6 protein-coding genes are annotated in these 16,046 nt (G+C 39.3%); 3 read left to right on the forward strand and 3 right to left on the reverse strand.

The annotated features are described in order from the left end of the window. Window positions 1-9: 9 nt before the first annotated feature. Entirely contained in the window at window positions 10-1,422 is a 1,413-nt protein-coding gene (locus DV427_RS07125) for a YcjX family GTP-binding protein (protein ID WP_114891816.1), read from the forward strand. Between the two features lie 36 nt (window positions 1,423-1,458). Here the strand turns inward: DV427_RS07125 and ppc are convergent, their stop codons facing one another. Together ppc and purR are read right to left on the reverse strand one after the other, a co-directional pair. Continuing rightward, window positions 1,459-4,098 (reverse strand): phosphoenolpyruvate carboxylase, encoded by a 2,640-nt coding sequence (gene ppc, locus DV427_RS07130; RefSeq protein ID WP_114891817.1) that lies wholly within the window; start codon window positions 4,096-4,098, stop codon window positions 1,459-1,461. 183 nt (window positions 4,099-4,281) lie between these two features. After that, on the reverse strand, window positions 4,282-5,292 hold the full coding sequence (purR, locus tag DV427_RS07135) for an HTH-type transcriptional repressor PurR (protein WP_114891818.1): 1,011 nt from the start codon (window positions 5,290-5,292) through the stop codon (window positions 4,282-4,284). A 355-nt stretch (window positions 5,293-5,647) separates the two neighbouring features. Between purR and dapD the strand changes: the two genes are divergently transcribed. Together dapD and DV427_RS07145 are read left to right on the forward strand one after the other, a co-directional pair. Continuing rightward, the gene (dapD, locus tag DV427_RS07140; protein ID WP_114891819.1) at window positions 5,648-6,475 is read left to right on the forward strand and encodes a 2,3,4,5-tetrahydropyridine-2,6-dicarboxylate N-succinyltransferase; all 828 of its coding nucleotides are present in this window, start codon (window positions 5,648-5,650) and stop codon (window positions 6,473-6,475) included. Between the two features lie 476 nt (window positions 6,476-6,951). Then, complete coding sequence (locus DV427_RS07145; protein WP_114891820.1) at window positions 6,952-14,517, forward strand: ESPR-type extended signal peptide-containing protein; 7,566 nt, start codon at window positions 6,952-6,954, stop codon at window positions 14,515-14,517. A gap of 131 nt (window positions 14,518-14,648) precedes the next feature. Here DV427_RS07145 and purA read toward each other — a convergent pair whose 3' ends face one another. Then, on the reverse strand, window positions 14,649-15,947 hold the full coding sequence (purA, locus tag DV427_RS07150) for an adenylosuccinate synthase (protein WP_114891821.1): 1,299 nt from the start codon (window positions 15,945-15,947) through the stop codon (window positions 14,649-14,651). Window positions 15,948-16,046 lie beyond the last annotated feature (99 nt).

Below are 16,046 nucleotides of genomic sequence, written 5' to 3' on the forward strand. Positions count from 1 at the left end.
GGATATTGAATGTTTAATAGGGTTCAAAACGAAATCAATCAAATCATTAATCGTGGTTTTGACCGCACTTTGCGTTTGGCGGTAACAGGGTTAAGTCGGAGTGGAAAAACGGCGTTTATTACAAGTTTAATCAATCAACTTCTCTCCATTAATCAAAATTCATCACAGCATTTGCCCTTGTTTGAAGCGGCTAGAAATGGTGCAATCTTGGCGGTGAAACGAGTGTCCCAACAAGATCTCAGCGTGCCACGTTTTGATTATGAAAGTAATTTAAATGATTTGTCACAAAATCCGCCTCAATGGTTTCAGTCTACTCGTGGCGTGAGTGAAACGCGTTTAGCCATTCGTTTTCAACGTCAATCAGGCTTGCTACGTCATTTGAAAGAACGAGGCACGCTTTACCTGGATATTTTTGATTATCCTGGTGAGTGGCTGCTCGATTTGCCGTTATTAAATCTAGATTTTCAACAATGGTCACAAGAGCAAATCAAGGTTACAACTGGCATTCGTGAAGAATTGGCGCAGAATTGGCTTTCCATGTTACAGGATTTGGATTTAAGTGCGGTCGCAAATGAAGATGTTTTAGCTAAGATAGCGAAAAGTTATACGGATTATTTGCACCAATGTAAGTCGCAAGGCATGCAATTTATTCAGCCTGGGCGATTTGTATTGCCAAGTGATTTAGAGGGGGCGCCCGCATTACAATTTTTTCCATTAATTCATCTTTCGGAAGAACATTGGCAAACCTTGAAAAAAACTGCTAAATCGAATAGCTATTTTGCCGTGCTGACAAAACGTTATGATTATTATCGCAATAAAATTGTGAAAGGTTTTTACGAAAATTATTTTTCTACCTTTGATCGCCAAGTTATTTTGGCGGATTGTTTAACGCCTTTAAATCACAGTCAGCAAGCCTTTTTAGATATGCAAATGGGCTTAAATCAGTTATTTAATAATTTCCATTATGGCAGCAGAAATTTTCTTCATCGTTTGTTTTCTCCGCGAATTGATCGATTAATGTTTGTTGCAACGAAGGCGGATCATATTACTCGGGATCAAATTCCTAATTTAGTGAGTTTAATGCGCCAAATTGTGCAAGAGGGTGGTCGCCATGTGGAATTTGAAGGAATCGATACGGAATACACTGCCATTGCAGCTGTTCGTACCACAAAGCAAGTGATTGTGAATCAGCAAGGAAAAGAAATTAAAGCGATTCAAGGGATTCGTTCTATTGATAAACAGCCGATTACGCTTTATCCAGGAACGGTTCCAAGTAAATTACCAAGAACAGAATTTTGGCAAAAACAACCGCACTTTGATTTCGATAGTTTTGAACCTCAGCCTTTAGAACAAGGGGAGAGCATTCCTCATTTGAGAATGGATGCAGTTTTACAATTTTTATTAAGTGATCGATTTGAATAAAAAAGTGCGGAAAATTTTCCGCACTTTTTTATCCTTCTAGCCCGTATTGCGCATCCCAGCTGCGATACCTGTGATGGTAATCATCAATGCTTGTTCCACATCGGGATTGACTTGCTCTGGATTTTCACGGAAACGGTGAAGCAATTCTACTTGCAGAAGATTGAGTGGATCTGTGTAGATATTACGCAATGCGATTGAATCTGCAATCCAAGGTAAATCAGACATCAATTCACTTTGGTGAGAAAGTGAAAGGACGGTTTGAATATCATTTTCAAGTTGCTTACGTAAATTTTCGCCTAAGTACCAAAGCTCTTTTTTCACTAATCGTTGATCATATTGTTGGGAAAGCCAAGCATCTGATTTACTAAATACCATTTCCAACATACCAATTCGAGTTGAAAAGAACGGCCAGTTTTCGCACATTTCATGAATAATATCGCCTTTGCCTTGTTCAATAATCTGACGGATAGAGGCACCCGCGCCCAACCAAGCTGGCAGCATTAAGCGATTTTGCATCCAGGCAAAAATCCAAGGAATGGCGCGTAAACTTTCCACGCCACCATTTGGATTGCGTTTTGCTGGGCGAGAGCCAAGTGGCAATTTGGAGAGTTCCTGCTCTGGCGTCGCACTGCGGAAATAAGGAACGAAATCTTTATCGCCACGCACCACTCCGCGATAAATATCACAAGAAATAGTGGAGAGCTCGTCCATTATAGTGCGCCATTCTGGTTTTGGTTCTGGTGGCGGTAACAGATTTGCTTCTAAAATGGCGCTGGCGTAGAGATCAAAGGTTTCTACCGCTACAGCGGGTAAACCCAGTTTGAAGCGAATCATTTCGCCTTGTTCTGTTACACGTAAACCATTTTTTAGGGAACGAGGCGGTTGAGAAAGTAATGCCGCATGTGCTGGTGCACCGCCACGACCAATCGTACCACCACGTCCGTGGAATAAAGTGAGTTCAATGCCAAGTTTTTCAGTTAAATTCACTAAGGCTTCTTGTGCACGGTATTGCGCCCAAGAGGCTGCCATCATTCCCGCATCTTTTGCCGAATCTGAATAGCCAATCATCACCATTTGACGATTATTGATAACGCCACGATACCAACCCACATTGAAAAGTTGAGTCATCACTTTTTCGGCTGCATCTAAATCGTCTAAGGTTTCAAATAGCGGCACAACAGGAATATGATATGGCACGCCAGCTTCTTTTAAGAGTAAATGAACGGCTAAAACATCAGAGGCACTGCGCGCCATTGAAATAACATAACAAGCAATGACGCCTTGTTTTTGTTGCGCAATGACTTTGCAAGTATCTAAAATTTCTTTGGTTTCAGGCGATGGCGTCCAGTTTTGCGGAATTAATGGACGGCGAGAGCTTAATTCACGAATTAAGAATGCCTGTTTATCGTCTTCCGTCCATTGAGAGTAATCACCTAAACCAATATAGCGCGTGATTTCAGCAATGGCATCAGTATGACGTGTGCTTTCTTGGCGAATATCCATTTGAGAAAGTGTCACGCCAAAACAACTAATACGGTGCAAAATATTCAACAATGAACCATTTGCAATAATGCGCATACCGCATTGAATTAAAGATTGATAACAATCGTAAAGCGGTTCCCAAAGTTGATTATCTTCCAAAATAATTTCGCTTTCGGATACGCGCGGTGCACGATCTGATAGGTGATCATCAAAATAAGCTAATGTTGCCGTAAGCTGATTGCGTAAATTTTTCACCACAAAGCGATAGGGTTCTAAATGCTCGCCGTATTTAGCACGAAATTCATCGCTACATTTCACCATTGAAAGTTCATCGGCTAATTTGCTGATGTCTTGTAAGAATAAATCCGCCGCTTTCCAACGGGCAAAATAAAGCACTTTTTTGGTGATTTGTGCGGTGACAAACGGGTTTCCATCACGGTCGCCGCCCATCCAAGAGGAAATGCGCACAGGTTTTAATCCCACCGGCAAATCGTAACCTAAAAATTCACGGGCAGTTTCGTTGAGTTGGCGTAAAAATTCTGGCACAGCTTGCCACAAACTGTTTTCCAACATCGCAAAGCCCCATTTGGCTTCATCAAATGGCGTTGGGCGAACAGTACGAATTTCGTTGGTATGCCATGCTTCAGCGATTAAGCGAAGTAATAGACGCTCAATAATATTGCGTTCTTTTTCAGTTAAATCATGATGTTCTAGCTTGCTTAAACATTTATTGATTTCAATATGCTTATGAATGAGTGAGCGACGTGTTGTTTCTGTTGGATGTGCGGTCAGAACAAGCTCAATTAATAATTTTTCGACGGTTTTATGCACCTCTTCCACTGAGGCATTTTGTTCTTTTAAGCGTTTGAAAAGTTCGCTTAAGGATTGAGAAGAACTTTGTGCAAGAGAATGTTCACGCGAAATTGTTTGATATTGTTCCGCAATGTTCGTGAGATTTAAAAATTGGCTGAAAGCACGTGCGACAGGAATAATATTTTCATTAGAAATACTACCAAGCGTATCGAGCAATTCTTGTCTTGCTTTATCATCACCCGCACGAGAATTACGAGAAAGTTTACGAATATTTTCGATTAATTCGAGAATATCGGCACCTTGGGCATCGTTAATTGTTTCTCCGAGAAAACGCCCTAACATACTAATGTTATTACGCAGAGTGCGGTACTCTTGTGTCATAGGAACTCCTAAAAGTAAAAAATAAAATTCGTAAGTTGGTGATAGATATAGCTAAAAACGGAAGATAGGGCAAATGCTATTCATAGAAACATTGAAGATAATCAAGAAAAGCTAAAAAATAGATAAAAAAGAACCGCACTTTTTATAGATTATTTAAAAAGTGCGGTTTATTTTTAATAAGTTTTATAAAATTGATTTAACAGATTTTCGAATAATGAGCTCAGGGCCAATGTCAATACGGCTATATTGCTGAACGCCTTTATCTTTTTGGCTAATACGTTCCAATAAGATATTTACTGCCTGTCTGCCTAATCGTAGTTTCGATTGGTGAATAGTGGTTAATGGTGGCGCATAGAAACGTGAAGCATGAATATCATCATAGCCGATAATGGACATATCATCTGGTACGCGTAATCCTTTTTCTGTCAATGCAGAAATTGCACCTAACGCCATCACATCGTTACAACAGAATAGGGCGGTTGGTAATTCTTCTTGAGCCAGTAAACGATTCATATATTCATAACCATCTTCAGGCTCAAATGCACCTTCGAAAATCCAAGGTTCATGCACTTCAAGATTCGCATCTGCCATTGCTTTTAAAAAGCCTTCATAACGAGTTTTTGCCGTAGTTTTATTGAGTTCACCGCAGATAATACCGATTTTTTTATGACCGCACTCAATGAGGTGTTTGGTTGCTAAATAACCGCCATCAAAACTATGATCATCAATTACATCGGTATTCGCATTTGGGCCCCAATCCATCACAACCATAGGAATACTGGAAAATGACGAAAGCAAATCCAATGAATCTTGCGTATATTCAGAACACATCACCAGCAAACCATCAACCCGTTTTTTCGTCAACATTTCCAAATGGTTTTTGACTTTTTCAGGTTCATTTTGTGTATTACACAAGAACAATGAATAACCTTGTCGATAGCAATGTTCTTCAACGGAATGAATAATCTCCGCAAAATACGGTGCTTCACTGGTCGTCACAATCATCCCAATGGATTTTGTGGTATTAACTTTTAAACTGCGCGCCACGGCACTAGGTGAGTAATTAAGTTGCTTAATTGCCGATAACACCGCTTCTTCCGTATCTTTTGCAACGAAGCGGGTTTTATTAATAACATGAGATACGGTTGTGGTGGACACGCCAGCCATTTTTGCGACATCTTTAATTGTTGCCATATTTCGATCTCCAAAAAATTTTGCCTATTATAAAGGTTTGTAAAAAATTTCGTTACTTTTATTGAGATTTTTTTGTAAAAGGGATGATTTTCTTAAAACAATCTTGTTACAATGTGGCATCATTTTTAGTGAGGAGAAAAACATGAGTGATTTTGGTTATGCAATGATTGCAGTTGTATTGAGTATGTCAGTCGTTTGTGGTTTAGCGCTTTCAATTTTTTAATCAATTATGTTTTAGGATCACCGCAGTTTGTTTTAAGACAAAGTGCGGTGATTTTTTTAGGTGTTTTTGCGCAGCAAGCGAAAATATGATAAAACAGATTCCATCTTATTCACACAAAACATAGGAAATACAATGTCAAACTTACAAGCAATTATTGAAGCTGCATTTGAGAAACGTGCAGAAATTACACCAAAAACTGTTGATGCAGAAACGCGTGCGGCAATTGAAGAAGTGATCGAAGGATTAGATTCTGGTAAATACCGTGTTGCAGAAAAAATTGATGGCGATTGGGTAACACATCAATGGTTAAAAAAAGCGGTTTTACTTTCATTCCGTATTAATGACAACCAAATCATTGATGGTGCAGAAACAAAATATTACGATAAAGTGGCATTAAAATTTGCGGATTACACTGAAGAACGTTTTGCTGAAGAAGGTTTCCGCGTTGTGCCTTCTGCAACGGTGCGTAAAGGTGCATACATTTCTAAAAACTGCGTATTAATGCCATCTTATGTAAATATTGGTGCTTACGTTGGCGAAGGCACCATGGTAGATACTTGGGCAACGGTAGGTTCATGTGCGCAAATTGGTAAAAACGTTCACTTATCTGGTGGTGTAGGCATCGGCGGCGTATTAGAACCATTACAAGCTAACCCAACCATTATCGGTGATAACTGCTTTATCGGTGCACGTTCAGAAGTGGTAGAAGGCGTTATCGTAGAAGATGGTTGTGTTATTTCAATGGGCGTATTCATTGGTCAATCAACCAAAATTTATGATCGTGAAACCGGTGAAATTCACTACGGCCGTGTACCAGCGGGTTCTGTAGTAGTATCTGGTAGCCTTCCGTCAAAATGTGGAAAATACAGCTTATACTGCGCCGTGATCGTGAAAAAAGTGGATGCAAAAACTTTAGGTAAAGTTGGTATCAACGAATTATTACGTTCTATTGAAGAATAATTAAAAACCTTATAAAAAATACCGCACTTTAATCATCTGCCCTGAAAAGTTAGCTTAAGCGCTAACTGATTAAGGGCAGATTTTTTTATTGTGCCAAAGCATTTATTAATATTGGTAGATGATTATTCTATTTATGTTTGATCCCCATTGGATTTGCACGGCGTAGAATCTTTCATCTTTAAAAATACCTCAATACTATCCGCACTTTTTTATTTTTGTTCTTTTTATCATCTAAAAATTCATAAAACTTCATCATGCTTTGCTTTAATAATGCACAATTTGCGTATAAAAATGGAGCAATCATTTGCGTTGTGGTTTGCTGAGATGTTAAATGTAAATTATTGTAAAGATCTTTATTTTTACTTGAATTTTATTTAAGTGACGTTAAAATGGCGCGAATTTTTTTCCTGGCTTCTTTTTCTTATTGATTAAAAGAAGTCGTAACTTTTTTTTTACAGAGTTTAGAGGATATCTTTATGAACAAAATTTTCCGTATTGTATGGAGTCATGCAACGCAATCTTGGGTGGCGGTATCAGAGCTAACCAAAGCACATAAAAAACAAAGCAGAAACTCATTAAAAGCAGCAGTAGGAGCCGCTGCCGTGTTGTTGAGCATTAATACGGCAGAGGCAGAAGTATTAATTGGTCAGGTTAATAATGGTACCATAGCAGCAGGAGGCTCCGTAGTATCCTCTTGGGGGATTACTATTGGTGGCGCAATTGATAAAGCTGGTTCGCACTCTGTTCATGTGGGTGATGCAACTCTTGAAGAAGGGGAACGAAATGTAATCATTGGTACCCATGCTACAGCAGGTGTTGATAAAGGTGTTCGACAATTTGTGAGACAATCTACAGCGATTGGTGGGGGAGGTGCTGCCAATGAAGGAGCTCGTGCTTTTGGTGACCAATCCATCGCTATTGGAGCGAATACCATCGCAGAGGGGAATTCCTCTATTGCCATTGGTAATGATGATGTAGATAAAGCTGTTGATAAACAACTTACTTATACAAACTCTGAAGGGAATAAGGTAACAGGCACTCTTGGTAATGCTTACAATAACTTAACTGGTAAAAACCTTCTTAATGATGGAGGCCAGTATTCAGATACTAGATCTGGTGAAGCCGCTGTGGCGATCGGTGTAAAAGCTGAATCAGGAGATATTTCTTTGGCCCTTGGTACGGGCGCAAAAGCGAAGGTTGTCAATGGTGTGGCCATTGGTACAGGTGCTACAGTTGAACGAGATAATGCGGTAGCTCTCGGTGGCGGTGCAACAACTGAGAAAAAAGGTACAAAAGAAACCTCTACAACAGTGAATAATTTCACCTTTAAATGGGCTGGTGGAGATAAAACCCTTGAAGGTGATATTGTTTCATTTGGTAAAGAAGGTTATGAACGTCAGTTAAAAAATGTAGCAGCTGGTAATGTTTCAGAAAATTCTACAGATGCCATTAATGGTTCTCAGTTATATGGTGTATTAGATAAAATTACATCAGATCCGACTTTCTTGTATGCTGCTGATAATTCTAGTGCTGACACAATTACTGGAGATAAAACTACTGATAAAATTACTGATGCGAAAGCAAAAAAAATAGTTGCTAGAGCTATGAATGATGGTCGTTTAAATCTATTAGGTGGCGCAGATAAAGATAAGTTATCTGACAATAATATTGGTGTTACCTATGAAAATGAAAACACTATTAAATTTAAATTGGCAAAAGAGTTAACTGGCTTAACAAGTACTAATGTTGGCGGTATTGTAACAAATGCTGATGGCATTAATATGAATAACAAACCAATCACAAATGTAACCAGTGGTCTTACGAATCATACAGAACCAGGTAAGGCTGAATTGCGCAATCTAAAGAATGATACTGTAACTGATGGTACAGCAGCTACTGTAGGTGATTTACGCAATATGGGTTGGGTTGTATCTTCCAATAAAACAACAGGTGCAGATGGAACAGCTACTGATGCGGCTTATTCTGCAACAGTGAAAAATGCGAACGAAGTGAAATTCGTAGGTAAAGGTGGAGCTATTGTTTCTGGTAGCACTGATGCTAATGGTGTTCGTACAATTACTGTAGAAGTAGATAAAAAAGCTACAGCGGGAGCAGGTTCTTCTGAATCTCCAGTGGCATATACGAAAGCAGATGGTACAAAAGTATATCCAGTGAAAGCTGAGGATGGATCTGTTACATATCATACAACGCCAAATGGAGAAGGTCCAAATGATGCAGTTGTTCCAGGAACAGAGGTAATTACTTCTGTAAATGGTCCTGAAGGTACAACAACACCAGCTACATTAACAAACGTAGCAGGTAATCTAGTAGGTGCTAAAAAAGATACAACTGCACCAACTACAGAGCAGGCAGCGCCAACATTGGGTAAAGGTGCTAATGAAGTAAATCCAAACAACGCAGCGACTGTAGGCGATGTGTTGAATGCAGGTTGGAATTTACAAAATAACAACGAAGCTAAAGATTTCGTAAAAGCCTATGACACTGTAAACTTTATCAATGGTGATGGCACAACAGCTGTAGTAGAAACAACAGACAATAAAGTGTCAAAGATCAAATACAATGTTAATACTGGTAATGGATTAGAAAAAACTACAGATAATAAAATTGCTGTAAAACCAGGAGACAAGTCTTTAGAGGTAACTGAAGCTGGTGTTACAGTGAAAAAAGCAGATCAGTCTTTAGAAGTAACTGATGCTGGCTTAAAAGTTAAAACTGATGGTAAAACGATTACTGCAGGTGATAATGGTCTTACAATTAATACAGGCGATGTAAATCCTGTTGAGTCAGGCGATAAAAAAGGTACCGTGGAAGTACCAACTGCTGATGCAGGAAAAATTGCTACTGTAGATACAGTTGTTAAAGCTGTGAATAGTGCTTCTTTCACATTGAAAGCAAGTGCTACTACTGATGGTACAAGAAATGCAGATAGCGCTGTAGATGAAAACGGTGAGCAAATTAAAGCGGGTAGCACAGTAGAATTAGTAGCGGGCAAAAACCTAGATGTAAAACATGAAGCTAATGGAAAAATTACATTTGCTACGAAAGACAATGTGACATTTGAAACCGTACAAGTAGGTGGAGATCAAGGTCCTAAACTCAGCAAGTCTGATGCAGGAGATATTAAAGTATCTGGATCTGATGGTACAGCACCAGTAAAAGTTACAAATGTAAAAGATGGCGATATTTCTGCAGATTCTAAAGATGCTATCAACGGTAGTCAGTTTCATAAATTAGCTAAAAATACCATTAAATTAGCAGGCAAAAATGGAGAAGAAGCTGCTACTGAAACAGATACACAAACGTTAGATAAAGAGAATGGCATTGCATTCACTGTAAAATCTAGTGATGGAAAATTACTAGAAGTAGCAGCGGCAGGAGATACAATTACATTAACTCCAAAAGTAGGATCTGTTACAACAGATGCTAATGGAGTGCCAACAGCAGATGTGTCAAATGGTAAATTGGTGACAGCTGAAGAGTTAGTAACAGCCTTAAAAGGTATGGGTTGGAAAGCGATTGCAGGCAATGACGGTACTGGAACAGTTACTGGTAATACAGAAGAATTAGTTAAAGCTGGAGAAACAGTAACTTTCAAAGCAGGTGATAATCTTGCTGTAAAACAAGCGGGTAAAGATTTTATTTACTCCTTGAAAACAGAATTAACTGGCTTAACAAGCGCTGAATTCAAAAATGCAGCAGGAGATAAAACTGCGATTAATGCTGACGGTGTAACAATTACTCCTGTGGATACTACAAAACAACCAGTATCTTTAACAAAAGATGGGTTAAATAATGGTGGCAATGCAATTACGAATGTAGCAGGCAACTTGGATGGTGCTAAAAAAGATACAACTACACCAAAAACTGAAGCTGCTGCACCAAATACAACAAATAAAGATGGCGATAAGTACATCAACCCTAACAATGCAGCGACAGTAGGCGATGTATTAAATGCAGGTTGGAACTTACAAGAAAATGGAACAGCGAAAGACTTCGTAAAACCATATGACACTGTAAACTTTATTAACGGTGCAAATACGACAGCTGTGGTAACTACATCTGAAGATGGTACAACAAGTAAAGTAACGTATAACGTAACAGGATTACCTGTATCCTACACAACTGAAGATGGAAAACCAGTTTCCAAAGTAGGCGATAAGTTCTACACAGTAAACGAAAAAGGCCAACCTGTAACAGCTGATGGAAAACCAGCGGTAGGAACAAATGCGGAAGGAAAACTAGTAACAGCAGATGGCACCGTAATTGAGCCAATCGATCCTACAAAAACTCCATTGAAAACAGCATTGGTAAACCCAACGCCAGCAGCGGATAAAACTGGTACAACAAGCCCGACTGCATTGAATAATGTAACAAGCAATTTAGCTAACTTTGCTGAGCCAACTGTTAATGGTAAAGTGCCAGCTAAGAATGCATTACGTAATTTAGACAATACAGATGTATCCGACAATACAGCCGCTACAGTAGGTGATTTACGTAACATGGGTTGGATTGTATCTTCTGATAAAACAACTGGTGATTTAGGAAATCCATATTCTGAAGCCGTGAAGAATGCGAACGAAGTGAAATTCGTAGGCACAGGAACAGCTATCGTATCTGGTAAAACAGATGAGAATGGTGTTCGTACAATTACTGTTAATGTAGATGACCAAGTATCTGCTAATAATGCAACAACACCAGTTGTATATACAAAAGCAGATGGCACAAAAGTATATCCAATTAAAGATGAAAACGGTGCTATTACATACCACACAACTCCAGATGGAAAAGGTCCAGATGACCAAGAAGTTCCAGGAACAGAGGTAATTACGTCTGTTAATAGTCCTGATGGCACAACAACACCAGCCACATTAGCAAATGTAGCGGGTAACTTGGATGGTGCTAAAAAAGATACAACAGCACCAAAAGCAGAAGCTGCTGCACCAAACACAACAAATAAAGATGGTGATAAATACATCAATCCTAATAATGCAGCGACTGTAGGTGACGTGTTGAATGCAGGTTGGAATTTACAAGAAAATGGAACAGCGAAAGACTTCGTAAAACCATACGATACTGTAAACTTCATTAACGGTGCAAATACGACAGCGGTGGTAACAACATCTGAAGATGGTTCTACAAATAAAGTAACGTACAATGTAACAGGATTACCAGTATCTTACACAACTGAAGATGGAAAACCAGTATCTAAAGTGGGTGACAAATTCTACAAAGTGAATGAAAAAGGTCAACCACTAGCAGAGGATGGAACACCAGCAGCAGGTACAGATAAAGACGGTAACCCAATTACAGCAGATGGTACTGTGATCAAAGCAATTGACCCAACAGTAGATCCATTGAAAACTGCCTTGGTAAATCCAAATGCACCTGATGCACAAACAACTACACCTACACAATTAACTAATGTTGCAAATGGTGCAGATACTTTCAAACCAGCAAACAATGTGAAACAAGCAAATGATGGTAAATGGTATAATGCAGCGGATGTAGCTCCTAATGGGGCTCCAAAAGCAGGTGCTCAACCTGTGGTTAGCCCATTAACTACAACGAATGCAGCAGGCGAACCTCTTGAAAAAGGTGCCGATGGGAACTGGTATAAACCTAGTGAATTAACAAATGGAGAACCAAACCCAGGTGCAACTCAGCAAACTCCAGCAGATAAACCTGCTAATGCTGAAAAAGCAGGCCTTGTGAACTTTGAAGGTTCTAATCCTAATAATGCAGCTACAGTAGGAGATTTACAAAATCTTGGATTTATCGTGTCTGCCGCAGATAATGGTTATACTGAGCAAATGCGTAATGCCAATAAAGTAGAATTTAAAGGTTCTAACGGTGTTTCTGTAACAGGTAAAACATTAGAAAATGGTACTCGTGAAATTACAGTATCCTTAAAAGAAGGTCGTGTAACGAACAATGTTATCATTACAAAAGCAGATGGTACTGAAGTACATGGAGAACGTGGTGAAGACGGTAAAGTTTATCACTATGAAAAAGATCCAGTAACTGGTCAACCGAAAAAAGTTGAAGTACCAGTTGTGGCGGGTGATACAGTAACAAATGATGGTGATGCTTACGTAACAGGTAACTCCGTAGCCACTGCTATCCAAAAATCTGGCTGGAATATCGGTATTGGTTCTACTACTAAAGAGTTTAGTAAGGAAGAAAAGGTACATGAAAAAGTTAACCCTAATGACAATGTGAAATATGTAAACGGGGATAATACTACAGTATCTATGGCGGTAGATTCAGCTGAAGACAAAGATGGTACGAAAGTAACAACTACTTACGTCAAATTTGATGTTAATGCAGCAGATTTAACTCACAATATCAACGGTACTGTAAATGGTCCAGTGACAGCTGAAATGAAAAAAGCATTGGATGAGGCGAAAAAAGCATTAGCTGATTTACCTGCAAATGCAACGCCTGAAGCGAAGAAAGCAGCTGAAGATAAAGTTAATGTAGCGCAAGCGAACATTAACAAAGTGGGTAATCCAGTTGCAACAGCACAAAGTGTTGCGGATGCAATTAATAATTCAGGCTTTACTTTAACAACTTCAGGAAATGGTGGTAAGAAGCTTTCTGGTAAAGATGAAGTTATCAATCCTGGTAAGAAAGTTGATCTTGCAGCAGGCAAAAATATGACTGTGAAACAAGACGATGAAGGTAAAGTGACTTATGCAACAGCAGATGAAGTAAACTTTAGTAGCGTTCAATTTGGTGATAATGGTCCGAAGATTAATGCTGCAGGTGATAACATCAATATTGGTGATAAAGACGGTCATCCAACAAAAATTACTGGGGTTAAAGCAGGTGATATTTCTCCAACAAGTACAGATGCGGTAAATGGTGCACAAATTTATGCATTAAGTCGTGGAAACGTGCCAAATGTGAAAAATATTACTGATGCCGCAGGCAATACTTACAACAATGTGATTGTTGATGAGAATGGTACCCCAATCTTGAAGACTTATAACGTACAAGGTCAGAAAGAAATTATCACTAACTCAGTCGTTGAGGCTGTTCATAATATGAATGAACAAGGTATTAAGTTCTTCCACTCTAATGATGGTGTAAATCGTCCTAAAGTGGAAACTGCAAATAGCTTTGACTCAAGCGCAAGTGGTAAATTTGCGACAGCAATTGGTAAAAGCGCTGTTGCCCATGGTGATAACGCTGTTGCAATGGGGAATAGCTCTAAAGCATTGGGTAATGACTCTATTGCAATCGGTACAGGTAATATTGTTGAGGCTAATAACTCAGGTGCCTTTGGTGACCCTAACGTAATTAAAGCTGATGCAACAGGAAGCTATGCATTTGGTAACAATAACGTGATTACGACAAAAAATACATTTGTATTAGGTAATGATGTTAATAATGCAGGCAACTCCACTTCGAGAGAAGGCACCGTTGAAAACTCCGTATATTTAGGTAATAAATCAACAGCAACAGCTGGAGATGGAAGCCGTACAGCAAGTTTATATAACATTAAACAAGATGGCACTAAAGGAACAAGTACTACGGCAGGTTCTGTAGGCACAGTAACCACAGCAACGGTAGGTAATATGACTTACGGTGGTTTCCAAGGTGCAAAAGCAAATGGTGTTGTTTCAGTTGGTGCAGCAGGAGATGAGCGTCGTATCCAAAACGTAGCAGCGGGTGAAATTTCATCAACCTCTACTGATGCAATCAACGGTAGCCAGTTATATAGCGTGGCGAAAGGTGTAGGTAATCGTATTAATAACTTACAAGGCCAAATTAATAAATTAGGCAACCGTATGAATGCGGGTATGGCGACTTCTGCAGCTATGGCAAACTTGTTACAACCGCATAAACCGGGTCAATCTGTGGCAACAGCAGGTGTGGGTCAACACAAAAACCAATCTGCAGTAGCAGTGGGTTACTCTCGTATTTCTGATAACGGTAAATACGGTATTCGTTTCTCAATGGGTGCTAACACTCAAGGTGAAGTGACAGGTGGTGCAGCAGTAGGATACTTCTGGTAATCTAACTGCACTTTATAGTGAATAAATTAAAGGGCTAAGTTCTGTAAATAGGACTTAGCCCTTTTAGTTTGATATAAAAATAGATAAAAAAAGACCGCACTTTAAAAGTGCGGTCAGAAACTTAAAAGAAACTAAGCAGCGAATGGATCACGTAAAATCATGGTTTCTACACGATCAGGGCCAGTTGAAAGAATATCAATTGGTACGCCAGTTACTTCTTCAATACGTTTAATATAGTTAATGCAGTTTTGTGGTAATTTATTTACATCTGTGACGCGGAAAGTATTTTCTTTCCAACCCGGTAATGTTTCATAAATTGGTTCTACACCTTCCCAATCTTTCGCTGCTAATGGTGCATATTCAACGATTTCACCATTTGGCATTTTGTATGCAACACAGATTTTTACTTCATCAAAACCATCTAATACGTCCAGTTTGGTCATGCAGAAGCCAGAAATAGAGTTAAGTTGGATTGCACGACGAATGGCGACGGCATCGAACCAACCACAACGACGTGGACGACCTGTTACTGCGCCAAATTCGTTACCTTTACGCGCAATTTCAGCACCTACATCATCAAATAATTCAGTTGTGAATGGACCTCCACCTACACGAGTACAGTAAGCTTTGATGATACCAAGTACATAGTCTAAGTTACGCGGGCCAAAACCAGAACCTGTTGCAACACCACCAGCCGTTGTGTTTGAGCTGGTTACATACGGATAAGTACCGTGGTCGATATCTAACATGGTACCTTGTGCACCTTCAAATAAAATGTGCTCGCCATTTTTGCGTGCAGTATCAAGAATTGTAGTGATGTCTGCCATCATACCAGTGATTACATCGGCAATTGCCATCACATCATCTAAGGTTTTTTGATAATCGACAGGTTCAACTTTGTAGTAGTTCACCAATTGGAAATTATAGTATTCAAGGATATTTTTGAGTTTTTCGGCAAAGGCTTCTTTATTAAATAAATCGCCTACGCGTAAACCACGACGAGCCACTTTATCTTCATAAGCAGGGCCAATACCACGACCAGTCGTACCGATAGCTTTTTTGCCGAGTGTGGCTTCACGGGCGTGATCCATAGCCACATGATAAGGCAAGATTAAAGGGCACGCTTCAGAAATTAACAAACGTTCACGAACTTTAATACCACGGCTTTCAAGTTCGCCCATTTCTTTCATTAATGCTTCAGGTGAAACCACAACGCCATTACCAATTAAGCAAGTTACGTTTGGATGCAACATACCAGATGGAATTAAACGTAATACGGTTTTTTCCCCATTGATGATAAGTGTGTGACCTGCGTTGTGACCGCCTTGGTAACGAACTACGTATTTTACGCGATCCGTTAGAAGATCGACGATTTTCCCTTTACCTTCATCGCCCCATTGAGCGCCTAAGATAACAACACTTTTTCCCATAATTTCCGCCTTTTATTCGGTTAAATTAGTCAAATGAACAGCCGTTTACTTTACTCTTTTTCGGCTTTAATCTCAATGATATAAAAGCAAAAGTGCGGT

The organism is Haemophilus haemolyticus, assembly GCF_003351405.1.
Taxonomy (GTDB): Bacteria; Pseudomonadota; Gammaproteobacteria; order Enterobacterales; family Pasteurellaceae; genus Haemophilus; species Haemophilus haemolyticus_N.